This window comes from Paenibacillus sp. FSL H3-0329, from assembly GCF_037963285.1.
Lineage (GTDB): Bacteria > Bacillota > Bacilli > Paenibacillales > Paenibacillaceae > Paenibacillus_AQ > Paenibacillus_AQ odorifer.
Genome location: NZ_CP150150.1, coordinates 2,943,694 through 2,969,031, shown reverse-complemented (window position 1 = coordinate 2,969,031; position 25,338 = coordinate 2,943,694). Strand labels below are relative to the sequence as shown.

Below are 25,338 nucleotides of genomic sequence, written 5' to 3'. Positions count from 1 at the left end.
TCCTTAATACTCAACATCACTGCCAAAGTATTTGAATTGAATGATAGAAATGATCCCGATCACAATCGCAAGGATGACACCCATCGCCGAGGCATATCCAAAATGACCGAGCATAAAGGCTTGTTCGTAAACGCCATACATTACAGTCGATGTGCTATACACAGGTCCACCCGAGGTGAGCAGCTGAATTAGCGCAAAACATTGAAAGGTGTTGATCGTGGTAATCACGATAATATATAAGTTCGTTGGCATTAGCATTGGCCATAATATTTTTCGGAAAATCTGCCAAGGCGTCGCTCGATCAATCTCAGCTGCTTCTATGTAAGAAGTAGGAATGTTCCCAATAGATGCCACATATAAAATGATCGGCTGCCCTACAGAGGTCGTTATCAGAACCACGATAATTGCAAGCAGTGCAGTCCTCGTATCTCCTAACCAGGATATAGGCTCCATTCCCAAAAAGCTGGTTAAATAATTTAGAATCCCATAGTTCGGATGATAGATCCAGCCCCAAACGACTGTGATACTTACGACCGAGGATACAGCCGGCAAATAGAACACTCCGCGGAAAAACGATCTGGCAAACTCTTTTTTCTTATAAATATTCATAGAGATAAATAACGAGAAAATAATAACGATAGGTACGGTTATGAGTACAAGCAATAATGTATTTCCCATCGACTTCCTGAAATTATCATCTTTTATTAAGGAGATATAATTATCGAGGCCAATAAAGCTGAAATCTCTCAACGAATAATCGAAGAAACTAATATAGACCCCTTTCACCATCGGATAAGCTACAAAAAGCAGGAAAAACCCAAATGCCGGCACTAAAAAGAGATAACTCATCATCCAGTCGCGAATCACATAACCTTTTATTTTGCGAACCGTTGTCCCCACAGTCCTTCCCCATTTCTTCGATGATTTAAAAAGAAAAGAGTGCTTCCCGCACTCTATTCTTTTGGACACCATTCACTTTTTTTATTTCATTGCAGCCTTTGCTTTTGTAATCGCTTCGTTTGCTTTTGCAGCAAAGCTGTCCAAAGCTTCTTTACCGGTTGCGCCTCCAGTTAAAGCACGTTGTAATTCAGGGAACCAGAAAGTACGAATATCAGCATATCCATCGGCAATGGTAGGTGCATCTGTTGTGAATTTACGAGCATACTCAGCGTATTTGTACTCTGCATCATCATAGAGGCCTGTAATCGAATTACGAACAGACAGACCACCTGTTTGAATCAAGTTTTTCTTACCCCATACAGGGTCATTAGCGATAAAATCAATCAGCTTCTTAGAAGCTGCAATCTTGGCATCATCACCATTATTGAATACAGCCATACCGCCGAGGTAAGGTTCAAGCTTAGGTTCCGATCCATCTAAAGTAGGGAAAGGAAGCAGAACATCTTCGAATTCAACCATTTTTTTAGATACGTTCTGAGCTTTAAGTACTGCAGAATAGTTAAGTGTAAAGGCTAATTTTCCTTGCAAAAATAAGTCATTCACGTCAGCAGCCGCAAGGGAAGCCGCACCAGAAACGCTAAGTTTATCTTTTGTAGCTTGAACGATCCAATCCAACGCTTTCGCAGCATTATCAGTATTGATCGCGACTGCGGAATTATCTTCATTTAGAAATCTGGATACACCTAAGTTAGCAAGATATGCGCGAGTTCCTTGATCTCCAGCTTGGCTCTTCGCGAAGAATCCGGTAGGGATAACATCAGGTGCTTTTTCTTTAACAGCTTCCAGCGCTTTCTTATATTCTTCAAACGTCCAAGTTCGATCTTCCTTATCCAGAGGAAGCAAATCTAACGCGCCAATCTTCTCAAAAACGGTCTTGTTTACCGCCATCATAAAAGGAGCTGTATTGATCGGGTACATAAAGATCTCATCGCCAACACTAGACTGCTTCCAAAAGGCTTCCGAAATATCATTTTTCACTTCATCGGTCACCATATCATTAAGAGGTGCTAATAAGTCCTTTTTACCCCAGTCAATAATCCGTCCAGGAGCATCATAAATTACATCAGGTGCGGTATTCGAAGCAATCGCCACATTCAGTTTTTCAGGGCCGCCTTCAAAGGTGATCATCTCAAGGTTGACTTTAATTTCCGGATTCTTCTCATTAAAAGCTGCAATGATTTCCTTCTCATATTTGCCAACTTCACCATCTAAAGCTTGAAAGCTCGGAAAATTCCACCATGTTATTTCTACTGGTTTAGCAGCAGTCTCAGTGGCCGCGGGCTCACTCTTATCAGTATTTTTACTTGGTTCATTGGCGGAATTCGCTGTATTCGTATTTCCGCATGCAACTAACTGTGTACCTAAAAGTGCGACACCAACAATGCTCATTAGCCCTTTTTTCATTGCTCTCATGTGCTACCCCCTATTATTTTTGTGGAATAAAATGCTTTATCATTCCTTGCGCTAATCATAAATCAATTATAAATTTAGGAGAATCCCACTCCTTTTACATTTAGGGTCGTATTCTGACCTATACCTTCTTTCAGTCCCTCTTCAATGTTATAATACATTACATATTTCACCTATAATTATTTTAATTTTTAGCTTATAACTTACATTTGATGGTATCGATGTTGAATAATCCACTATAAATCTAGTCTTCCGGAGGGATTTCATGTACAAGCTTATGATTGTAGAGGATGAACCGTTAATACGGACGGGATTAAAACATTACTTTTCGTGGCAGGAGCTTGGTGTTCAGAGTATTGTTGAAGCGGAGAATGGAAAAGAAGGCTTCGTTACCGCACTGCGTGAGCAGCCAGATTTAGTGATCACTGATATTCGCATGCCCGAAATGGATGGTCTTCAGATGATCGAAGAGCTTCGCCAATTCCTTCCTGATACTTTGTTTATCATTTTGACGGGATTTAATGATTTCGAATACGCTCAACGAGCCATCAAACTTGGGAGTGTACATGCTTTTTTGCTCAAACCTTTGGAATATGAAGAAAGTCTAACCGTGATTCAAGAATGCATGAACAAGCTGCAACTTAAACAACAAGAACAAAGAAAACGTTCTACTCTGGAAGGCTCACAACTTATAAAGCTACTACTGGAAGAAGAACAACCTGCAATGGACACTAATTTAATCGCTGAATTATGTAGTTTCAAAAGTAAACATTATTTGTATCTCCCTTTTGTTTTGGCAGGTTTCCTTATCAGAGAAACTCCTTCACAATCCACCTTGTGGATGAGAGAACAGGCTACTAAGTTTATACATCTTGCTACGGAGGCCTATCTCCCGGCAGATCTGCCAAGATCTATTTTTACATATTCCGCTAAATCCAAACTATACGGGCTAATAGTCATGGGATCACAGACTGCAACGAGCACTATCCCTTTTGAGACACAAGTACTTACTGAACTCGATCAGCATTTGAACAAGCTTACACTAGAACATCATTTTGCCCTTTATCTTGCTATAGGCACAGTAACGAACGAACTATCTCAAATCACTTCATTACTTCACGAGTCTGAAAAGCTGTTATATCAGCGCTTCTATCAGAAAGAGCGCAATATATTCCATATCTCATCCATAAAGGCTGGCGCCACAGCTACTAAACCAACACTTATTCAACTAGATGACAACGATAAGAAACGAATAATCTCCTGCATCGAAAACGCCAATAAACAAGAGATATTGCAATTAACGCAACGATTGGCACAAGATATTTTGCATAAAACAGATGGCTCTTCTACTGATCTATGGCTTGCGTATTTACAAGAAATTATAAGTGTCATTATCCGCTTCGCTAATAAAAATCAGATTCATATGGATGGTGTGTACAGCGATAAACTCTTAAACCTCACTTTTGTAGAGGATTTCCACTCCCTTGAGGTCATGTTCGAGTGGCTGGGGAATTGGATGGTTCATTTGGGAAACATTTATACCGAAGGTCTGACGGATAACCATCAGCAGGATGTGATTATCTTTGAACATATTAAATCCTTCATTAGAGCTAATATTGATCAAGATATTACTCTACAAATGGTAGCGGATCGATTCTTCTATAACCCTTCTTATTTAAGTCGTCTGTTCAAAAGAAAACTCGATAAGAACTATATGCGATTTGTAACCGAAATCCGTATGGAATACGCGCAGGAATGCTTAAAAAAACCGGAGATTCTGGTGACCGATGTCTGCACAATGTGTGGTTACAAAAGCTATAAGCATTTCGTTAAAACGTTCCGGATTTTTACCAACATGACCCCATCAGACTATAGAAAACAATCGGGGTGGTAAGCAAAATGATGCAAATTAACCAGCCAAAAAAACGTTATCGGATGCGGCATGTCAATCGGCAGATTTTTGTGCTGATGATCCTGACCATTACCATTCCTTTGCTGATTATATCCGCGATTATCTATATTTTTTCAAATCAAGCCGTCAAAAATGAATATCAAAGCAGCTCTAATCTCATCCTTAATAATCTTTCTTTCAACATCGACCAGTATCTGCAAAGCATTGAAAAAGGGACCCTTAATGCCCAAGTAGATAGTCAATTACAAACCGCCCTCGAGCATTGGACTATCAACAAAGATAATATCGGGAATGATCTAAGTATTCAGTATGGAAACACGATTGAACAGTTCATCAGCGGGATTGAAATGACGATTAAAAATGTCGACAGTGTGCAGATTTTCGCGGGGTCACGTGTATTCTACTCCGCCAATTTCAATCGTGCGGATTATGATGTGAAGGACTACACCCAAGAGGATTGGTATTTACAGACGCAACAAAAAAAGGGTGGTGTAATCCTATTTGGAAGTCATCTCCCATTCTATCGCACCAATTCTAAACAATCCGTCATCTCCATCGCCAGAGTCATTAATAAAAAAGGAAGCAAGCAGCCCTTAGGTGTCATGTTAATTGATATCCGGCTGGATTCATTACGTGAAATCTTAAAGCTGTCCGAGAATAGCAAGCGGAAATTCATTATTTTAGACGATAAAGGAGGCAACGTTTATAGCTCAGATTCATTGGAGACGAGTCCTTTAGAGCCTATCCCCATCGACAAACAGGCGCTTAATACTTTTATGAAAAACGACGCCGGAAGCTTATATGGTACTTTTGATGACAAGGATTCGTATATTAATTTTGTTACTTCTCCTTACTCCAACTGGAAGGTCATTCAATATATTGATGAAAAAGAGATGACTAAGCAGGCTTCTTTTCTTGGCAAAATCATTTTAACCTTAGCGCTCTTATCGCTTGTCACTGCACTCTTATTTATGTATATCCTTTCGGAACGCGTAACCAAACCTATTATTCTGTTAAGCCGGAAGGTGAAGCTGGTGGGGATGGGTAATTTCGATGTGGATTTGTACAGTAACCGCCAAGATGAATTTGGGGTTCTATATAATGGAATTCGTAAAATGGTAAAAGATTTGCAAAACTATATTGAGCGATCATCGATGGCCAAGGCTCAACAAAAGGTAGCCCAGTATGGTGCGCTCAAAAGCCAAATCAATCCTCATTTTCTGGCAAATGTCCTTGAATCAATTCAAATGAAAGCCATCATCAATGGGCAAAGAGAGATTGGCGAGATGGTGGGAATCGTGGGCAGATTGTTTCGGATTCATGTTCAGACGGGGAAAATCACCGTTACCCTGCGCGAGGAACTTGAGCATGTCCGGCTATATGTGAAAATTCAGCAGTTACGTTTTGGGGATAAATTACAGTATATGGAACAGCTAGATCCGCAATGCGAGATCGTTAAGGTCATGCACTTCTCCTTGCAGCCCATCGTAGAGAATGCTATCGTACACGGCCTAGAAAGTCGCAGTGAACCAGGTCTGCTTGAGGTATCCTCGGTGATATCGGGGGATGATATGCTGATTATCGTTAAAGATAACGGCATTGGCATCGAGGAAGAGAAACTTAAACAGCTTCGTTTCCGTCTCTCTCAACCCTCAGATACCTTAGATGAGGAACATATTGGCATTAAAAATGTTCATGATCGTATTCAATTTCATTTTGGCGAAAAATATGGAATTGAAATTTCCAGTCACGTAGGTGAAGGAACGACAGTGATCATCCGTCTTCCCGCGTAATCCTAGACATTTTGCTCAGTAATGCCTAATTCAGGATCAAAGGTGAGCATTTTCGTCGCTATTTTATCAATAAAAAACCGATCATGACTAACTGTTACTACAGCGCCAGGAAAATGAATCAACGCCTGCTCCATCACCTGAATACTAGTTAAATCCAAATGGTTAGTGGGCTCATCTAAAATAATGACAGCAGCTCCGGAGAGAAGGCATTTCGCTAAAGCCACTCTGGCCTGCTGTCCACCTGAAAGGCTGCCAATCGTTTTACTCAGATCCATTTCCGAGAATTGCAGCATCGATAGAAATTTATTCACCTTTTTCCGCGGTGCGTCCAGTCCCAGTCCATAAACATTTACGGCATGGCTGACAGTATCTTTATGATCCAGCTCATCCCACATCTGATTAAAGTACGCATAGCTGACCCCGCGTTCCCAAGTCACTTCCCCCGATTCCGGTGCTTCTTGTCCAGTCAGTACTTTGATGAGTGTCGACTTTCCGCTGCCGTTCGGACCCACGATTGCTATCCGGTCTTCCTTTTGAATATCGAAGCTAATGTTCTGGAAGATGGAGCGGCCATCATAACTTTGTCCAATCCGCTTCACTTCCCCCAGCTTGTCAGGAAAACGTAAATTACTATAAATATCAGTGATTAATACGTTAACTGGATGAGGTTCCACTCGTTTTTTCATATCCGTTAGCTTACGCGAAAGACGGTCCTTAGAGGACTTCTTACTACCACGGTTTTCAATGGCCTCAGACTCCATAAGGAGAAGTTCTTCTTCCCACTCAAATTGCCGATCGAGCACTTTTTTGCGCATCTTCTTTTTACGAACGTAATCGGTATAATTCCCTTCATATTCCTGGAAATGATAGTTCTCGATTTCTATCGTCCGCGTGACCACTCTGTCAATAAATTGCCGATCATGAGAGACCAGAAGCATCGCCCCATTGAAACGGTGCAGCCACTGCTCCAACCATACGATCCCTTCCATATCCAAAAAGTTAGTAGGCTCATCGAGCAATACAACATCAGGTCCTTCAATTAAGACTTTAGCCAGTGCCGCGCGGTTCCTCCAGCCTCCGGATAACTCCTCTACAGGTTGATGCCGCGATCTCTCATCGAATCCTAATTTAGTCAGCACCGTATTGATTTCCACAGATACATTCCAGCCATCCAAATGCTCCATTTGTCCAAAAAGCTCAGCTTGGCGCTCTAAAAGTACATTCATCTGGACATCATCCGACACCTGCCCTAGCTGTTCTCCTATTTGGTTAAGCTCCTGTTCAATGCGTGCTACCTCTTCGAAGCAAAGTTCTAACTCTTGTTGTACAGACAAAGACCCGGAAAGCTCCGAGAATTGAGAGAAGTAGCTGATCTTCACATTGGGATCTAATTCTACTTTTCCTGCCGTTGGCTCCTCTTTTCCCATTATTAGCTTAAAAACAGTAGATTTACCTGCTCCATTTCGTCCGATTAAGCCAATACGTTCACCCTTGCTCACACGAAAATAAATATCTCGAAAGATTAATGTATTCTCATATTTCTTAGTTACGTTCTCCATTCGGATTACGCTCAAGTCTATCACTCCTAGTTCGTATAGATCAGAATTCATCGTTGAATACCCAAAAAGCTATTATAGCACTAATTAAAAAAAGGACTTTATAATCATATTATTACTTATATTTATTTCCGATATATGTATTTATATTAATATAAATTTATAAATACATAAGGAGGATTACAATGAGTTTGCTAAAATCAATCAAGAAAAATGTGAGTGTTACTATGTGCATAACCCTGCTCTTTTCTCTTTTTATTGTGTATCCGGCAAGTGCTTCTACCTTCTTCCAAGACCGCTTTGAAGAGGGCGGTAATCTATGGACATCCACTAGTGGGAATTGGACTATTGTTGAGGACGAAGGCAACAGCGTATATTACCAGTCTGTCACAAAAGAAGGACGTACTTCTGCAGGTGATTCAGCCTGGAGCGATTACACTGTGGAAGCGGATGTAAAAGTAGTTGATTTTAATGGCTCAAACAGAACTTATGTTGCAGGCAGATACATAGATGGAAATAATTTTTATGCAGCTTCTTTGTATAATAATAATGATGGCATGCTGGAAATCAGAAAAAAGGTTTCTGGATCTACTACAACTTTGACCAGCAAACCCTACACTCTGCAAACAGGAGTTTGGTATAATGTAAAACTTGAAATGAGCGGAAATACCATCAACATGTATGTAAATGATACGCTGGAGCTCTCAGCTTCCGATTCCAAATTAAAAAAAGGTACAGCAGGGCTCGTTACCTTTAAGACAATTACGATGTTCGACAACGTGACCGTTTCTGACACCAATGGCACTACACCGACACCGACTGTCACGCCGTCACCAACTGCTATACCGACTCCGACTGCTATACCAACACCAACTACAATACCGACTCCGACTGCTTCACAGACACCAACTGCTTCACCGACACCTACTGCTACACCAACACCTACTGCTGCACCGATACCGACTGCAATACCGACTCCGACTGTCACACCAACACCTACTGCTACGCCGATACCAACTGTTTCACCAACGCCTACACCGGTACAGGTTAGTGAATATGATTTGGCTGGGTTTGCCACAGGAACAACAGGTGGTGGAAATATCCAAGAAACCAGTCCACTCTATAAAAAGGTATATAGCGCAGAAGATCTTGCCACTGCACTGAGAAAAGGATCCAAAATAAAGGTTATTGAAATTATGAACGACTTGGATCTGGGATGGAATGAAATTTCTGATGCGGCAAAGATCTCCCCATTTAGCGCTCATAACAGTGCTTTAACACATCCCGTATTAATAGAGACTGGTGTCAGCAAAGTGTCTATAGACAACTTCGACGGTTTGACCATTTTCTCTGCTAAGGGTGCAACCATTAAACATGCCGCTTTTACTTTTAAAAGAAGCTCTAACGTCATCATCCGCAACCTTGAATTTGATGAGCTGTGGGAATGGGATGAAGCAACCAAAGGAAATTACGATAAAAACGACTGGGACTACATCACCATTGAGAATAGCAACAACGTATGGATCGACCACTGCACCTTCAATAAATCTTATGACGGAGTTGTCGATGTTAAAAAAGGCAGCAACGGCGTCACCATTTCATGGTCTTCCTTCTTAGGGGATGATAGAAACGCAAACAGCTGGGTTACTCAGCAAATTAATGCTATGGAAGCCAACAAGGCTGCTTATCCCATGTACGCTTATTTAAGAAGCAGCTCAGTTGGCCTAAGTAAAGACGACATCATTGCGATTGCCGCTAGTCAAAAAAAGGGCCATTTAATAGGCGCAACAGAATTTGCAGCTGATAATGCGCTTCTTTCTGTGACGCTCCATCACAACTACTATAAAGATATACAAGACCGCATGCCCCGCCTTCGTAGTGGTAATGCGCATGCCTATAACATTGTAATGGACAACGAAGATACCAGATTGGCTAAAAAACGTCTAACCTCCGCTATGGAAAAAGCGATCTCAAGCAAGGGGTATCATTTCGGGGTTACAAGTAACGGAGCAATCTCGACAGAAGGAGGAGCTGTATTACTTGAAAGTTCTGTAATCATTGATGTAGTGAATCCACTTCGCAACAATCAAGCGGATGCGAGTAATAGCAAATATACGGGTGCAATCGCAGCTTTAGATACGATCTATTCACTAGATGGAGCAACATTCAGAGGAGACAGTACATCTAAGAACAGCCCTCTCTCCCCTGCACCCGCTGCCGTTAAAGCATTTGCATGGAACGGATTCACAACACTACCTTATAGCTACACTTCAGATGACCCAGTTAGTCTAAAATCTAGACTTACCGCTGTTGACGGTTCAGGGGCTGGCAAATTGTCCTGGTCAAACGAGGAATGGTTGAAAACAAGTTACAGTAACTAATTCGACTAATGCGACTAACTAATCACTGAACACATACTCCCATAACTACAACGAGAAAAGTTACTAACTTAGTTGCCACATTAGCGCCACCTTTGCACCATATTAGCGCCATATTAGCGCCAGATTAGCAAACTTTTGTACCGCACTAACGCCGCACTAACGCCACTTTTGTTCTGCCGAAATAGCTAAGACGCTCAGACGGTGATTTACTGTTTACTGTGCAGTATTTACGAGGTCAGACGGTTCGGACTCAGGAGCCCTTATTTCGAAGAATCCGGGCATTTCGCAGTGCTATCGGACTCAGATGCAGCTATTCAACCCAATATGCTTAATTTTGGTGTGGATTTAGACCAATAAGAGCTATGCAGTCCGAAAACTCAGCAAAATGGTCAAAAAAGCCAAAATAGTTGCAATACAGTCCGTTAGGAGTGTTACGCGCGTGAGAAACATGAGGAACATGAGAAACCTGAGAAACGTGAGGAGCCTGTGAAACATGAGGAGCCTGTGAAACGTGAGGAGCCTGTGAAACATGAAGAGCCTGTGAAACATGTGGAGCCTGTGAACATGAAGAGCCTGTGAAACATGTGGAGCCTGTGAAACGTGAGAAGCCTGAGGAACATTAAGAGCCTGTAGCCCGTGAGGAGCATTATGCACATACAGTCCAAATAGGAGCATTAGGAGTTTGTTCTCATTAACAAGTGATGCGTTTGGTGTTAATGGTAACTCACAAAGTTAGTATAATGTCCCAACAATAACAAAAAGGCCGCAACCAGCGGCCTTTTTCTATATTACGACTTCCAACGCATATTCACTAATATCGCTTACCGCTCATTTTTTCAGAATATCAATATACTCTTCTTTCTCTCGATCTGCCCCCGCACTAAGCTTCAAACGCAGTGACTTCGGGTGATCCAACACATTACTGCTGAAGTAACTTATAAATCCATCATCAGCTCCACTACCAGAATTCGGATTAATTTTAATGTCGTGCTTCCCAACCTGCGCAGTTAATTCATAGGGGAGCTTTTGAAACAGTTCATTTCGGACGATCCAATCCGTTTTCAATTCCTCATTTATCGTAAATTTGAGCGCTATGCTTAACGGAGAAAGCTCGACTTCGGCTAGTTTTACTTCCTGTCCGTCAATTATGAAAGGGTGGTCAACAACTAATGTCTCCGTCTTCAGCTCCCAAAACTTAGGATCAATAGAGAAGTTCACTTTTAAACGATCAGAATACCGCATGTCGGATAAAACCGTTCCTGTTTGCGGTTTACTTAACATTCCCGGATCTACAGAGGCAATCTGAAAATCCGCCACTACGTCTGTTGGCCTTGGTTTATTTCGGTCCAGTGAAAATACAGTTTTGCCGAGCCAAGTATATAGGGTTCCCTCTGCGTGTGCTCCCATTCCGCCTCTATTCCCATTCTCCTCCATTACATCTCGTCCAGTTTCAGCATCTGTCAGCTTCACACTATTTACACTGTACACTTCCTGACCATCACTTGTTGTTCCTGTATACAGCAGCATGATTTTGTTTTCATCAGCAAGCACAGCATTCAGAGTAATTTTATATCCATTTGATTCAGCACTCTTATTAACGATTTGTACATAATCATTCCGGATTGCAGACTCTAAAGTAAGAGCATCAATATCAGCTGCAGCCAATGTTTTAAAAGGCTCCAACACGCCCCGATCGAATGTTTCAGCACTCGAAGTCCCTTGCTGTGGCATCAGCTGGGTTGGATTGAAGAACAGCAGGCCCGCTATCATCACTGCAGCCGCCAGCACAGACATCGCGCTTTTTGTGAACATTAACCTTCTGCCACGTTTCTTGCCTAATTCCAAGCCTGCTTGGATCGCATAGATTTGAGCGGCTGCATTCTCTATTTTTTGTTCTTGTGGGATACGTTCGGCATCGCTTAACATGGCAAGCTCCTCTTGACTACTCATTGTTCCATTCACCCCGATTCTTTATGATGGTTCGCAACTGCTTGAGCCCTTTATGTTGCCAAGTCTTAACCGTTCCCTCGGGTTTATTCATAATGTTAGCGATCTCAGTCAAGGTCATATCGTTGTAGTATTTTAGCAGCAGCACATGGCGATACTTGGGCTTAACCTGCTCAAGTGCCCACAACATTTCCATCCGATGATGGCCAATATGTGTGACCTGTTCTCCTATTCTTTCATCTACCAGCGGCATGGAACGTTTTCTTCGTCTTTGTTCATCTATACAGACATAAATTAGAATTCGAATAATCCATGATTTGAATGCTTTGGGGTCCTTTAATGTTTTTCTTTTAATCCAGGCCCGGCAAGTCATTTCCTGCATCGCTTCCAGCGCATCGTTTCGGTTCCGCAAGTAACTATAAGCAATACTGTACAGTTGTTCTCTATGTACCAATATCGAATCGTAAAAATCCGTCTCGCTCCGAGTATCAAGAATCGTTACTTTTTTCATTTCTGCATTAGTCATCGTCATGTCCTTCCTTAGCCTCCCCTCTTCAACCTTTCATAGATTAAGACGGGGGAGGTATAGAAACGGTTTTTGTTTCGTTTAACTTTTTTGCCCAAAGCTCTCTAAATTATAGCATTCTATAAAAATTGAACGAAAAATGTTATGATAGGTTAAATTGGACATAATCAATAGTACGCACTTAAAAGTGCCATAGGTACTAAAAAGTACCCATACCTTGGAGGTTATCATGACAACAACACCAACAACAACTGTCAAGAAAAAATACAATATTTCTGTTGAAGCCACACTAGAGGTCATCGGAGGGAAATGGAAATGCGTAATTCTATGTCATTTAACTCATGGCAAAAAACGCACCTCCGAGTTAAAACAGTTGATGCCCGGCATTACTCAAAAAATGTTAACCCAGCAGCTACGCGAGCTTGAGGCAGATGGAATCATCAACCGAATTGTTTATAATCAGGTTCCACCAAAAGTAGAATACGAGCTTAGTGAATATGGTGATAGTTTAAGCGATATTTTGACTGCATTATGTAATTGGGGAGAACAACATATCATTAAGCAATTCGGCGATAAATACGCTGTTTTAGAGGATAACATTTTAAATAAATAAACCGCTCTATCAAGGGTATGGTTGGATATTTATGCTGCTAGAGTTGTACTTCAATTATACGTTCATGAAAAAAGGACAGCTGAATCAGATCGATTCAACTGTCCAAAGCTTTGATTCACCCGTCCCTTGAATGGCGCACAGGAACATAACTTAAATTACGCCCTCTCCTCCAATTGCAGTTGCTGTGAATGATATGGGTCCAAATAGATTTATAGGCAAGTTGCTATCATTCTGAATTACCAATTCATAGTTGTGGACTCCAATATAAGCACCATCAACCCACTGAGCACTTAATTGAATATCAGTAATTGTAGTAAAACGATAAAAGGATCTATAAATATCGACTCCAGCTCGTCGGATGATAACAAGAAATTGGCTATTAGCAAGTGCAGTAAGACTAAAACTACCATTTAACTCGACTCTACTGGAGAAAGAAGCCGGATTAGCCGGACTAATATTTACTTGCGCTGTGGCTAGACCCGCTCCAGCTCCAGGAATCCCTGCAACCGTTATAGCTGTAGTAAACGGATCTAACGGGATTTTTGCCTGTGACCCATAACTTATTATTGTCGCCATTTATCATCACTCCATTTCAAGGTTATAGAGTAGTATATTGTGAATCCGCAATGATAGATTGGACTAAATTCCTGATGATTATATACATTTAAGGTATACTTTGCTATATCATATAAACCTAGATACCTCATCAATCACCATACGATTTCCACTCATTGACAACACCCCTGTTCAGAATTACAATAATTCACATATCATGAACAACGATGACAAAGGGTAAGTAGACAGACGAACATGGTCTTCAGAGAGCCGGTGGTAGGTGCGAACCGGTGACCAGCGTATGCTCGAATGGCCTTTATAGTTGTTTTTCCGAACTATCTTAATGGATGCAGTAGGGAAAACCGGGGTTCCCGCCGTTATCAAGGGACCTGTATCGAGAATTAATTCAACCTCTCCGTACAGGTAAGAGAAGATCGAAAGCCAAGAATCGTAAGGTGACACGATCATTTAAGGTGGTACCACGACAACTTCGTCCTTATTGGATGAGGTTTTTTTGTCATTTAAAGGAGGTGATGGCCATGGATGATGGCTGGTGGTGGCGACTCGAGTGTAACCAAATGCTAAATATCAGGAGGAATTTATATGATGAACGAACGTGTCTTAACTGGAGATCGAGTGACTGGAAAGCTTCACCTTGGCCATTACGCCGGCAGCTTGCAGACCCGAGTAGCCCTTCAGGAGCAATATGAAACTTTTGTGTTTTTAGCGGATATTCAAGCCCTAACGACCCATTTTGATCGTCCGCAGCTGCTGGGTCAACATCTGCATGAGATCACACTGGACTATTTATCTGCGGGTATAAATCCGGAGAAAACAACTATATTTATTCAATCGATGATCCCTGAAATCGCAGAGCTGACCATCTTGTTCTCTATGTTTGTTACTGTGAATTCTTTACGGCATAATCCCACGATTAAAGCCGAATCAAAAAATTCCAGCTTAGATGAATTGTATTACGGTTTTCTAGGTTATCCAGTTAGTCAGACTGCTGACATAACTTTTTGTAAAGCAACGATCATTCCTGTAGGAGAAGACCAGCTCCCCCATCTGGAATTAACCCGCAAAATCGTCCGCAGATTCAACGAGCTGTACAGCCCGATACTGGTGGAACCCAAAGCGCTGATCAGTGAGACGCCGAGACTTGTGGGTACGGATGGCAACGCTAAAATGAGTAAAAGCCTTGGCAATGCCATCGAGCTGGACTCCACTAAGGAAGAAATCACCTTCAAGATAAGAAAAGCCACAACCGATCCTGCGCGTGTGCATAAAAATGATCCTGGACATCCAGATATCTGTCCTATTTTTGCTTATCATGGTGCTTTTCGCTCAGCGGGGGTAACCGAAATTCGTGAAGGCTGTGAGCGGGGTACCATGGGTTGTTCTGCTTGCAAACAGTTGATTTCGACAGCTCTAGATCAGCTTATAGAACCGATGCGAGAGCGACGTTCCTATTATGCTACTAAGCCCAAGCTTGTGCAGGAAATCTTAATCTCTGGAACACAGCATGCCCGCAGCATTGCTCAGGAAACAATGGCCGAAGTACGTGAGGCTATGAGTCTTAACTATTTTTCAATCTAAAAATGATATTTATAGGTACTCAAAAAAAGCCGGAAGCTCATTGGAAGAGATCCGGCTTTTTTCTTCTCCTTACAACACCCAATTTCCCTTACGGAATACGGGTTCAATCGTGCCGTCCGCCAGCTCTCCGTCAATATCCAGCTCTGCTGAACCGATCATAAAATCGACATGAGTTAAGCTGACATTAGCTCCTCTAGCCACAAGCTCTTCGTTCGTAAGCTTTGTGCCGCCTTCAATATTTACAGGATAAGCACTTCCTAGCGCGAAATGGCAGGAGGCATTCTCATCAATCCCTGTATTGTAAAAAATGCGGTTCAAGCGAGAGATTGGAGAATCATGCTGCACTAAGGCTACTTCTCCTAGATAAGATGCACCTTCATCCGTTGCCAGCAGTGAGGTTAAATGCTCGCGTCCGGATTCAGCTTCATAAGCTACGACTTTCCCCTTTTCAAAAGTGAATGAAAGTCCTTCAACTAAACGTCCATTCAAATTAAGAGGGAGCGTGCTTCTAACTGTGCCATTCACTCCAGTACGATGGGGCATGGAATAAATCTCTTCCGTTGGCATATTAGCAACAAAATAAACACCTTTATCATTCTCACCGCCACCCCCGCGCCATAAATGGCCTTCCGGAAGCTCTACATGCAGATCCGTTCCCGGAGCACGGTAATGCAGGCTTTTATAACGTTTAGCGTTCATTCTATCCTGACTTTCTTTCAACTGACCAATATGCTCTCTCCAAGCAGCTACCGGATCATCGCTGCCCACACGATTCATCTGGAATACAGCTTCCCACATCGCCTCTACCCGCTCTTCTTCAGGAAGATCGGCAAAAACCTTGTTCGCCCAAGCACGTGTTGGCGCTTTGACCAGAGACCAGCTGATTTTGCTGTTCCGAGTATATTTGGAGTAGTTCTTGCGAGCAATAGCTGCTGCTTTGACTGCTCTAGATACCTTAGAAGAATCAATGCCATTAAACAGTTCCGGATCAGGTACTTTAATATGTAAGATGGCACCATTTTCTTCCGCGAATTTCTCCATCATCTCAGCCTGCCACTGTGGATAGTAATCGAAAGAATCCTCTGGGGCTTTTTCATAACGGATCCGTGTAGTTGCTTCATCGTCCCAGTCAACAATTACATATTTAGCTCCCGCTTCATAGGCTTTCGCTACAATCAAGCGAGTAAGTTCTGCGGTTTCTATCGGTGCATGTACCATAAGGACTTGTCCAGGCTGTACATTTACTCCTACTTTTACAACTAGGTTCGCGTATTTCTCCAGCATTACTTCAAAATCTTTCATGAATTCTCTTCCTCCATCTCTAGGGTTGCTATAAGCACTCGGTCAGCTTCACTTCTTATTTTAACGCAAAACGAGGATAGTTGCGATTCGATTTAGATTCTCAGTTACTTCACTTCAGGTATTTCCCCTGTATAGACACCTAGATCATTCTTATGAATCTCTACGTTGGACATTCCGATCTGCTTATCATTATGGTAAGCAATCACTATGATCTTGGTATCCTGAGGCTCATCTATTTGTTTATTATTTCCATCCATTGGACTCCAATAAATTTGATCTCCAGATTTGATTTTCAGCTCAAGACCTTTGTTATGCACCTTGTAGTCAGGGGGGTTCCATAACAATAAATTGCCGGACGTAACCTGTATCTTAATAACATTCGCCCCTTCAGCAGTTATAAGCATAGGTAATCCTGGAGCACTACTATCAGTCACCCTGTATTCCGCTGTTGGGAACAGAACTTCCGGTTTCACCTCAAGTGATTGATTATTATGCTGCAAAATAAAGAAGAAAAAAAGTAAAATCGTTAAGCCCATGACGCCTCCGATGATTATTTTTTTCACTATTCAGCCTCCCTTCTACCCTAATACTGTAACATATTTCCTTAATCTGGACAGTTATCAGCCAAATAAAGCGGCTCCCACAAGGAACCGCTCACTTGAATCACTATTTTTTATCCACCTGTAGCAGTGTTACGGTCTTCAAAGCATAAGTATGCATGATTTTATCCTCTGAAATTACATTCAACTTGGTCAAGCTTGCCACCTTTGCCGGATCTGATTTGGAGAGCAAACGCCACACTTCAGGGTCCGATAAGGTCTCATATAACTTTGCATCATCATATTCTTTGCGGTTTTGCACGACCAGCTTCACTTTATAGCTGCCAATTTCAGTCTCGGTGGTTTCCTGCTCACTACAATAATTTAAAATATCCTGACGAAGCTCGGCCAATTCTTTTTCAATATCTTTTTGCTTTTGCTTGAGCCGATAATACTGCTGAACCTTTTTCTCCATCCACTTCACGCTCCTTCATAGACATATGTATGCCGAAAACGTTCGATAAATTAGTTGAGTTCCCTATCATAAAAACTTATAATGAGCCGGGGATAGCTAATTTCCAAGTAGAGTCAAATTCCTTATAAAAACAATTCCACGGCAGGTGACTTATGTTTCATTCGTACTTATTTCCAATTTCGTATGCGTTCATGATGTTTCCAATAGCAGCGCTGTTCTTCACACTTCCTTTTCTTATCGTACAATACCGCAGACATGGCTATATACATAAGCTTAGAGCTTTAATCCTATATCTGCTGCTGCTCTATCTGATGAACGCTTATTTTCTAGTCTTGCTTCCTTTTCCATCCTCCCGGCACAATGCTGCACCTTCTGGGAGTATCGTCCAATTCATTCCCCTTCAATTTATTCAGGATATTGTGGATGGATCGTCGATCATCCCTGATCAAATCTCGACCTACTGGTCATTACTGCGTGAGCCTGCATTTTTACAGGTCATTTTTAACGTTGCATTAACCGTACCGTTTGGAATGTTTCTGGGCTATTATTTTCGTACACGCTGGGTCGTGTGCATTCTACTATCCTTTGCCTTTTCCCTGTCCTTTGAGATCACGCAGATTACAGGGATTTACGGTTTCTTCGATCATCCTTACCGTCTTTTTGATGTCGATGATCTCATTACCAACACAATCGGAGGAATCTTTGGATTTCGAATTTCCATTTGGATCTCCGGGCTATTGCCACGTATAGAACAACTGGATACAAACATTGACCGCTCTGCCAAAAGAGTCTCCTATACCCGCAGAGGAATAGCTTTTCTAATCGATAGTATGGTGTGGAGCATCGGGTTTGGGGTACTCTTCGGATTCGATATAAAAGCTGCCTTCTGGATTGTAACTGGTATTTACTTCATGCTTGTTCCGGCTCTCACGGGCGGACGGACCTTAGGGAAATGGATGGTGCGGATTCGGGTGAAGAGCAGCGGGAATCATGCTTTTTTCTGGGCTCTGATGCTCAGATATGGCCTGCTATATTGGTTGCTGCTTGGGATTCACGCTCTTTTGCTTGATTCCGCCCTTCTAGGGCATCTTTCCTCCGTATGGAATATGCTTATTCATCTGTTTGTTCTATTGATAGACTTGGCTTTCTTTATTCATTTAGTCATTAGTATATTCAAAAAAGAAACTCAGCTAATATATGAGAAACTAAGTCAAACTTCTCATGTTATTTCTTGGCCAGAGAAACGGCTCCAATCTGATGTATCCCGCAACAGCCCTGTAGAAAGCTAAACTAGTTATTTTTTAAAGGGTATTTTAACATTGGAAATTATTATAGAATTAGGAGGTGAGCATTCTCAAAATTTAGGAGATGAGCGTATGGAAACTACAAGCAGCTTGCGGTTATCTAGAAGTCTTCCAGAAGAACAGGGCATTTCATCAACCGCAATATCCCGCTTTATTAGTGCAGTAGAGGAACAAAATTTAGGCCTGCACAGCTTTATGCTACTTCGACATGGTTATGTGGTCTCTGAAGGCTGGTGGGCCCCTTACAGGTCCGATCTTCCGCATATGTTATTTTCACTTAGCAAAAGTTTCACCTCAACCGCAATCGGGTTTGCTGTTACAGAGAAACTCGTCACCCTTGATGATTCTGTCCTATCCTTTTTCCCTGAAGATGCTCCTGATCCAATCACAGACAATCTAACCAATATGACAATCAGACATCTATTGATGATGGGTACCGGGCATGTCGTGGATACTATGGACACACTTCGCAAAAGTGCAGACGGGAATTGGGTGAAAGCTTTCTTCTCCGTCCCGGTCGAGAAACAACCAGGTACACATTTCCTATATAATACCGGTGCTACTTACATGCTGGCCGCGATCCTTCAACGGGTTACTGGCCAAACACTGCTAGAATATTTAGAACCACGCCTCTTCGTTCCTCTAGGCATTCACGGCGCAACGTGGGAGTCTTGTCCACGCGGAATTAACACAGGGGGATTTGGCTTAAACATTACAACCGAGGATATCGCTAAATTCGGCCAGCTATACTTACAAAAAGGAATCTGGAATAATCAACGGGTTCTGCCTGAAAAGTGGATTAATGAGGCTACTTCCAAACATATTTCCAATGGCGAAGGCGATCATGACTGGGCAATGGGATATGGGTATCAGTTCTGGCAATGCCAGCACGGTGCCTACCGGGCAGATGGCGCCTTCGGTCAACTCTGTGTCGTGCTTCCGGAGCAAGATGCCGTAATTATTACTACTGCTGCATCAGACAGTATACAAGGAATGTTGAATGCTGTGTGGGAACATCTGCTTCCCGCGATGGAGCAAGCACCCTTGCCATTAGAGCCTGCTGCTTCTGCCCACTTGGTTGAACAATTAAAGTATTTATCTATCCAACCGCCACAACTGCAGCCATCTTCATCACAAGAAGAACGAATAAACAGCTTAACCTATAAGCTCGATGACAACCAATTTGCCTTGGACACCTTCTCTATCTCTTTCAATAACAACGAAGCTGCAGTTACTTTACAATTTAAGACTGGAGAGGATTCTGTGATCTGTCTTGGTCGAGGGGAATGGCTCGAAAGCTTCGCACAGATCATTGATGCTTCCTTGAACCGAATCATGTCCAGCTTTACTTGGGTTGCTGATGATCAGCTGCAGCTCACTTTATTGTTTATTGAAATGCCTTTTTGCATAACTCTTGAAATAATCTTACTAGAGAAGCAGCTAATTCTTAAACAAAAGTTTAATGTGAATATGGGACCGACTGAATTCCCTGAGATCATTGGCAGACTATAATTCTTAATGAATAAAAAAGGCCGCTTCGTCCTTTAAAGAGACTTAGCGGCCTTTTAAATATTCGATCCTAGTCAGTGAAATCAGCAAGCTTGAGGATGACCGGGCAATGATCGCTCCCCATAATGTGGCAATCAATTTGGGCATCCAGCAGATTAGGTGCAAGTCTAGAAGAAGCTAGGAAATAATCAATCCGCCAGCCTACATTCCGTTCTCTCACCTTCGGCATATAAGACCACCATGAATAAACGCCTTCAAGCTCTGGATGAAAATATCTAAAGGTATCTATGAAGCCGGACTCCAGCAGCGTACTCATTTTCCCTCTTTCTTCATCGGTAAAGCCAGAGTTTCCGCGGTTAGCTTTAGCATTTTTGATATCAATATCCTGATGGGCTACGTTCATATCGCCGCATACAACGACTGGTTTTAGCTTGTCCAGTTCCAGAAGGTAATTGCGGAAGCGGTCCTCCCATTCCATTCTGTAATCCAATCTAGCCAGATCTCGTTTGGCATTTGGTGTATACACATTCACTAGATAAAAATGTTCGAACTCCAGCGTAATAATCCGGCCTTCCGCTTCTTCATCCTCTTCCATTCCGTATCTCGCAGAGATCGGCTTGATTTTGGTGAATATAGCTGTGCCTGAATACCCTTTTTTCACTGCATAATTCCAATATTGATTGTATTCTTCACCCTGTTCCAGAACAATCTGCCCTTCTTGCAGCTTTGTCTCCTGAACACAGAAAATATCTGCTTCTACTTCCTTAAAATATTCATCAAACCCTTTTTTCACACAGGCCCGAAGGCCATTCACATTCCATGATACCAACTTTATCATTAACGTTTCTCCTTGCATTTTGCTTTGATAGTAACCAGTTTATCATATAACGACCAGAAATTTATAGAGGATTAGGGTCATCTTGAGCAATTCCGCGAATAGATTTATATCCTAATCATTTACTATCCATGATACAATAGCAAAATTGACTCTATACAAATTTTCTAACACGTGAGGTAAAAAAACTTATGAATGCACCAAATCTTTTACGAGGGTTTAACTTTTTGTATTTTGCTCTGCTGGCCATGTTTATTCCCTTTCTGCCAGTCTATCTAAGTGAACAAGGTCTAAGCCCATCGCAAATCGGCTTCATTATTGGAACTGGTGGTTTTGTTACCATCATTGCTCAACCTTTATGGGGGATGATTAGTGATAAAACAAAAACCATCCGCAAAGTGCTGTTAGCTCTGCTGTTATGCTCAGCGGTGACCGGATACTTTTTGTTCGATTCCAGCAGTTATGCTGTTCTCATTCTTTTTGCTATGCTGCTGTATTTCTTCTTGATGCCCATTGATCCGCTGACAGAAAGCTTGAATTTCCGAGTCTCTGAGGCGGCTGGAATTAGCTATGGTTCTATCCGTACATATGGTGCGCTAGGTTATGGTGTAATGGCTTTGATTACTGGCTATGTGCTCGGCTTTTTCGGCTCTCATGGTATAGCTCTTCTGTTTGTTGCCATTTGCCTTATAAGCTTTATAGTAAGCTGGAACATGCCAGATGCCCCCGTCACAGGTAAACCGGTCACGCTGGATAGTCTCAAGCACTTTTTTGGCAACAAAAAGACATTGATGTTTCTGGTGCTCATATTTATTAGCTCTGTACCCGCACGAATGAACGATACATTTATTGGAGTTTATATTCGTGAGCTTGGTGGCAGTCCTCAATTGGTAGGCCAATCGTTTTTCCTCGCGGCAATAAGTGAAATCATTGTCTTTGCATTAAGCTTCTGGTGGTTGCGTAAAGGAAAAGAACTGATCATCATATCGATTTCCGGAGGCTTCTATTTCCTTCGTTTCTTTATTTCAGCTTGGATCACTGATCCACACTTATTAGCCTATTTGCAGATTCTGCAAATTCTTACCTTCCCTGTGTTCTACTCGGCTGCTATTCAATACCTGTACAGTATTGTACCCGAGGAATGGCGTGCTACAGGCCAGACCGTACTTGCACTGTTGTTCTTCGGTGTATCAGGTATCCTGGCTTCTTATGCTGGTGGGGCATTATATGATGCCTTTGGGGGTAAAGCTCTTTACTTAACGATCTCCGCAATGTCATTTGTCGGCATGCTATTCGGATTGATACTGTATCTGATTTATCGTAAAAAAACGGAATAAGCGTACGTAAATAAACCGGGGATTTCCCAGCCGCTTTCTAAGTGGCTATAGGACATCCCCGGTTTTTTCTATTAAAAAGTGCTAATTCACCATGGCATTCGCTCTAGCATTAATAGATTTTCAACATAGAATATCCTATCAAACGAAAAGGAGGTCGTTACTATGGCCATCGTATTACCGATTCAATATTTCAATTTAGCCCCTGTCATTGGTAAATCTTATTATGAAAACCTTGCAGGTGGTATTAACGCTGCTGTTACTGTGAACAATAACTCCAACTTCCCAGTAGATTTAGTAATCACTCGTGTGAATGCTCCAGTTATCACATACACGATTCCAGCGTTCAATAGCCTTACGCTTGCAGTTCATGCCCTTTTGGTAGCTGCACTCTTAAGCACTCCTGCTGGCACCACATTCGGAACTATTGAAATTTCAACATCAGATTTCTAATAGTGTAGTATTAAGCATCTCTAGCTGGAAGTTCAGCTAGGGATGCTTCTCTATGTGAATCTAGCTTAATCCTTCTATTGTATGCTGCTCCATAAGCTGCTTTAGCTTGGTTTCAGTATTCGAATCTCCCGCAGGAGTATAGATGCTGCACCGTAAATCGGCACTGCCATGAACCTGCAAAGAGGTAAGATGAAATAACATTTTCCCCGCCTTGGCATGTCTGAATTCTAGTAACACATCCGGGGCCGAACTAACCCGACTCTGCTCCCACATCTCATTAAAAGCCGGATGCAATTCTTTCAATTCCTCTATAAATTCATCATACCAATAATCCTCTACATACTGTCCGTAATACGCTCTGAAGATAGAAAGATAACCGCTGACGAACTGTTCCCAATTCACCGCTAAGCGTCTGAACTCCTTACGAACAAATAACAATCGGATCATATTCCGCTCTTCGATGGGCAGCTTTGAGAAATCAAGAAAAACATGCGCGGCAGCATCATTCCAACCGACGATCCCGCAACGTCTATCAGAAATTATCGTAGGACAATATTTGAGTTCCTGTAAAATTTTCTGCAGCGAAGGACTAATTACAGAAGATTCATCTTGCGGATAGGGTGTGGTGCCGGTTCCAGTTTCTAAAGCCAGTGCAAAAAGATACTTCCGCTCGTCTTTAGTCAGCCTAAGTGCAGTGGCAATACAGTCCAAAACAGATGACGAGACTTTTATATCTCTGCCTTGTTCAAGCCACGTATACCAGGTGCTGCTTACCCCTGCAAGCTGTGCAACCTCTTCCCTGCGGAGTCCTGGCGTCCTTCTGCGTGTGCCTTCCGGCAAGCCTACAGAGCTTGGTGAAATGGCCGCACGACGTGCTTTCAAAAAATCGGATAATGCTTGTAATCTTGTTTGATTAGCCATAAGCTACCTCCACTTTGGGATTCCTGTTCCTTTAGTATAGTACAAATTATACTAGGATAAACGATAACTTGTAATAGGATAAGTAAAATGAAAAAATACTAGTATACACTAGCTGAGGAGGTTCATTATGGAACGCGTAGTGATTACAGGCATGGGCTTAATCTCACCACTTGGGAATACAATCGGGCAATTTTGGGATCGGCTAATTTCTGGTGAGTCGGGTATATCCCCGATTACTTCATTTGATACAACAGGTTTTAAGACGAGGATTGCTGGCGAAGTACGTGATTTCGATGCAGAGGGCAGATTTGGCCGTAAAGAGGCACGCCGAATGGACAGATTCAGTCAGTTTGCCCTCGCAGCTACTGAAGAGGCTTGGAAACATTCTGGTCTCCAGCTTGATAAGATTGACAAGGAGAGACTTGGCGTTTATGTAGGATCTGGCGTTGGAGGAATTCAGACCTTGATGGATCAAGGTACGGTCCTGAAGGATCGTGGTCCTGATCGAGTTAGCCCTACCTTAATTCCCATGATGATCTCCAATATGGCTGCGGCAATGATCAGCATTAAATTTGGAGCTCTCGGCCCGACCATGTCTCCAGTAACAGCTTGTTCTATTGGCAATACTGCGATTGGCGAGGCTTTCCGTTTAATTCGTTATGGCGGTGCGGACATCGTTATAGCCGGGGGTTCTGAAGCTGCTATTACTGGCATCTCGCTGGCCAGCTTTGGGAATGCCACCTCTTTATCTACACGAAATGAGGAGCCTACGAAAGCGAGTCGTCCTTTCGATGGAGAACGGGATGGCTTTGTAATCGGTGAAGGCGGCGGCATAGTCATTCTAGAGTCACTCTCCCATGCTCAGCGTAGAAACGCCAAGATTCACGGCGAAGTGATCGGGTATGGTGCTAGCTCTGATGCTTATCATATGGTTGCCACTCATCCAGAGGGAATTGGTGCCTATCAAGCTATGAAGTTAGCGCTAAATGAAGCTAATCTCCAGCCTCACAATGTAGATATAATCAGCGCACACGCGACAAGTACAGTAGTAGGAGACCACTCTGAAACACTAGCGATTAAAAAATTATTTGGCGAGCATGCGTACCACATCCCCGTAACCGCTAATAAGTCCATGACTGGACATGCTTTGGGGGCCGCTGGCGGCTTAGAAGCCATTGCGTTAGTTAAGAGTATCCAAGAAGGGATCATTCCTCCTACCATCAATCAGGACACGCCTGATTCCATCTGTGATTTGGATTACGTACCTAACAATGCACGAAAAGCTAATCTCGAAATAGGCATCTCCAATTCATTTGGCTTCGGCGGCCATAATGCTGTTATTGTGATCCGAAAGTTCGTAGACTAATCTTACATTATAAAAGGGGTTTCAACTTAGCCATTACACATGACTAGT

At 42.3% G+C, this 25,338-nt stretch carries 21 protein-coding genes and 1 other annotated feature; of the genes, 10 read left to right on the top strand and 11 right to left on the bottom strand.

Annotated features, from left to right (window positions below; translation table 11 throughout):
* Window positions 1-3: 3 nt before the first annotated feature.
* Window positions 4-852 carry a sugar ABC transporter permease gene (locus tag NSQ66_RS12930; RefSeq protein ID WP_052097471.1) on the bottom strand — a complete coding sequence of 283 codons (849 nt, stop codon included), beginning with the start codon at window positions 850-852 and terminating at the stop codon, window positions 4-6.
* Window positions 853-981: 129 nt separating this feature from the next.
* Entirely contained in the window at window positions 982-2,373 is a 1,392-nt protein-coding gene (locus NSQ66_RS12925; RefSeq protein WP_076104299.1) for an extracellular solute-binding protein, read from the bottom strand.
* A 262-nt stretch (window positions 2,374-2,635) separates the two neighbouring features.
* On the opposite strand from NSQ66_RS12925, the gene NSQ66_RS12920 reads away from it, so the two are divergent.
* Both NSQ66_RS12920 and NSQ66_RS12915 read left to right on the top strand, forming a co-directional pair.
* A complete protein-coding gene (locus tag NSQ66_RS12920; RefSeq protein ID WP_076104300.1) occupies window positions 2,636-4,264 on the top strand; it encodes a response regulator in 1,629 nt (542 codons plus the stop codon).
* Window positions 4,265-4,269: 5 nt separating this feature from the next.
* On the top strand, window positions 4,270-6,075 hold the full coding sequence (locus tag NSQ66_RS12915; RefSeq protein ID WP_076141491.1) for a sensor histidine kinase: 1,806 nt from the start codon (window positions 4,270-4,272) through the stop codon (window positions 6,073-6,075).
* Between the two features lie 2 nt (window positions 6,076-6,077).
* Here NSQ66_RS12915 and NSQ66_RS12910 read toward each other — a convergent pair whose 3' ends face one another.
* The gene (locus NSQ66_RS12910) at window positions 6,078-7,649 is read right to left on the bottom strand and encodes an ABC-F family ATP-binding cassette domain-containing protein (protein ID WP_076141492.1); all 1,572 of its coding nucleotides are present in this window, start codon (window positions 7,647-7,649) and stop codon (window positions 6,078-6,080) included.
* A 167-nt stretch (window positions 7,650-7,816) separates the two neighbouring features.
* Between NSQ66_RS12910 and NSQ66_RS12905 the strand changes: the two genes are divergently transcribed.
* Window positions 7,817-10,012, top strand: coding sequence for a pectate lyase (locus NSQ66_RS12905; RefSeq protein WP_249267713.1), 2,196 nt, complete (start codon window positions 7,817-7,819; stop codon window positions 10,010-10,012).
* A gap of 828 nt (window positions 10,013-10,840) precedes the next feature.
* On the opposite strand, the gene NSQ66_RS12900 is transcribed toward NSQ66_RS12905, so the two are convergent.
* Both NSQ66_RS12900 and NSQ66_RS12895 read right to left on the bottom strand, forming a co-directional pair.
* Window positions 10,841-11,962 (bottom strand): DUF4179 domain-containing protein, encoded by a 1,122-nt coding sequence (locus tag NSQ66_RS12900; protein WP_076141493.1) that lies wholly within the window; start codon window positions 11,960-11,962, stop codon window positions 10,841-10,843.
* On the bottom strand, window positions 11,955-12,491 hold the full coding sequence (locus tag NSQ66_RS12895) for a sigma-70 family RNA polymerase sigma factor (RefSeq protein WP_036686352.1): 537 nt from the start codon (window positions 12,489-12,491) through the stop codon (window positions 11,955-11,957). Before NSQ66_RS12895 ends, NSQ66_RS12900 begins: the two co-directional genes overlap by 8 nt.
* Before the next feature lie 223 nt (window positions 12,492-12,714).
* Between NSQ66_RS12895 and NSQ66_RS12890 the strand changes: the two genes are divergently transcribed.
* A complete protein-coding gene (locus NSQ66_RS12890) occupies window positions 12,715-13,098 on the top strand; it encodes a winged helix-turn-helix transcriptional regulator (RefSeq protein ID WP_036686351.1) in 384 nt (127 codons plus the stop codon).
* A gap of 150 nt (window positions 13,099-13,248) precedes the next feature.
* Here NSQ66_RS12890 and NSQ66_RS12885 read toward each other — a convergent pair whose 3' ends face one another.
* Window positions 13,249-13,674 carry a hypothetical protein gene (locus NSQ66_RS12885; protein ID WP_036686349.1) on the bottom strand — a complete coding sequence of 142 codons (426 nt, stop codon included), beginning with the start codon at window positions 13,672-13,674 and terminating at the stop codon, window positions 13,249-13,251.
* A gap of 197 nt (window positions 13,675-13,871) precedes the next feature.
* Window positions 13,872-14,154: a binding site (T-box leader), on the top strand.
* A gap of 102 nt (window positions 14,155-14,256) precedes the next feature.
* Here NSQ66_RS12885 and trpS point away from each other — a divergent pair.
* Window positions 14,257-15,252 (top strand): tryptophan--tRNA ligase, encoded by a 996-nt coding sequence (gene trpS / locus NSQ66_RS12880; RefSeq protein WP_038570477.1) that lies wholly within the window; start codon window positions 14,257-14,259, stop codon window positions 15,250-15,252.
* A gap of 69 nt (window positions 15,253-15,321) precedes the next feature.
* Here the strand turns inward: trpS and NSQ66_RS12875 are convergent, their stop codons facing one another.
* The 3 genes from NSQ66_RS12875 to NSQ66_RS12865 all read right to left on the bottom strand — a co-directional run bounded on the left by NSQ66_RS12875 (window position 15,322) and on the right by NSQ66_RS12865 (window position 17,568).
* Complete coding sequence (locus tag NSQ66_RS12875; RefSeq protein ID WP_036686346.1) at window positions 15,322-16,554, bottom strand: aminopeptidase; 1,233 nt, start codon at window positions 16,552-16,554, stop codon at window positions 15,322-15,324.
* 104 nt (window positions 16,555-16,658) lie between these two features.
* Window positions 16,659-17,117, bottom strand: a complete 459-nt coding sequence (locus NSQ66_RS12870; protein WP_076101705.1) for a hypothetical protein — start codon at window positions 17,115-17,117, stop codon at window positions 16,659-16,661.
* Window positions 17,118-17,220: 103 nt separating this feature from the next.
* Window positions 17,221-17,568 carry a hypothetical protein gene (locus NSQ66_RS12865; protein WP_038570468.1) on the bottom strand — a complete coding sequence of 116 codons (348 nt, stop codon included), beginning with the start codon at window positions 17,566-17,568 and terminating at the stop codon, window positions 17,221-17,223.
* A 191-nt stretch (window positions 17,569-17,759) separates the two neighbouring features.
* Here NSQ66_RS12865 and NSQ66_RS12860 point away from each other — a divergent pair, with 191 nt between their 5' ends.
* Window positions 17,760-18,857, top strand: coding sequence for a VanZ family protein (locus NSQ66_RS12860; protein ID WP_249267715.1), 1,098 nt, complete (start codon window positions 17,760-17,762; stop codon window positions 18,855-18,857).
* An 87-nt stretch (window positions 18,858-18,944) separates the two neighbouring features.
* Window positions 18,945-20,384 carry a serine hydrolase gene (locus tag NSQ66_RS12855; protein WP_076141495.1) on the top strand — a complete coding sequence of 480 codons (1,440 nt, stop codon included), beginning with the start codon at window positions 18,945-18,947 and terminating at the stop codon, window positions 20,382-20,384.
* Window positions 20,385-20,451: 67 nt separating this feature from the next.
* Here NSQ66_RS12855 and NSQ66_RS12850 read toward each other — a convergent pair whose 3' ends face one another.
* Window positions 20,452-21,216, bottom strand: coding sequence for an exodeoxyribonuclease III (locus NSQ66_RS12850; RefSeq protein WP_036686601.1), 765 nt, complete (start codon window positions 21,214-21,216; stop codon window positions 20,452-20,454).
* 191 nt (window positions 21,217-21,407) lie between these two features.
* Between NSQ66_RS12850 and NSQ66_RS12845 the strand changes: the two genes are divergently transcribed.
* Window positions 21,408-22,553, top strand: a complete 1,146-nt coding sequence (locus tag NSQ66_RS12845; RefSeq protein ID WP_076141496.1) for an MFS transporter — start codon at window positions 21,408-21,410, stop codon at window positions 22,551-22,553.
* Window positions 22,554-22,715: 162 nt separating this feature from the next.
* Window positions 22,716-23,003 (top strand): hypothetical protein, encoded by a 288-nt coding sequence (locus NSQ66_RS12840; protein ID WP_036686338.1) that lies wholly within the window; start codon window positions 22,716-22,718, stop codon window positions 23,001-23,003.
* 60 nt (window positions 23,004-23,063) lie between these two features.
* Here the strand turns inward: NSQ66_RS12840 and NSQ66_RS12835 are convergent, their stop codons facing one another.
* Window positions 23,064-23,924 carry a helix-turn-helix transcriptional regulator gene (locus tag NSQ66_RS12835; protein WP_076141497.1) on the bottom strand — a complete coding sequence of 287 codons (861 nt, stop codon included), beginning with the start codon at window positions 23,922-23,924 and terminating at the stop codon, window positions 23,064-23,066.
* Between the two features lie 127 nt (window positions 23,925-24,051).
* Here NSQ66_RS12835 and fabF point away from each other — a divergent pair, with 127 nt between their 5' ends.
* Window positions 24,052-25,290, top strand: coding sequence for a beta-ketoacyl-ACP synthase II (fabF, locus tag NSQ66_RS12830; RefSeq protein ID WP_076141498.1), 1,239 nt, complete (start codon window positions 24,052-24,054; stop codon window positions 25,288-25,290).
* The last annotated feature ends 48 nt before the right edge of the window (window positions 25,291-25,338 follow it).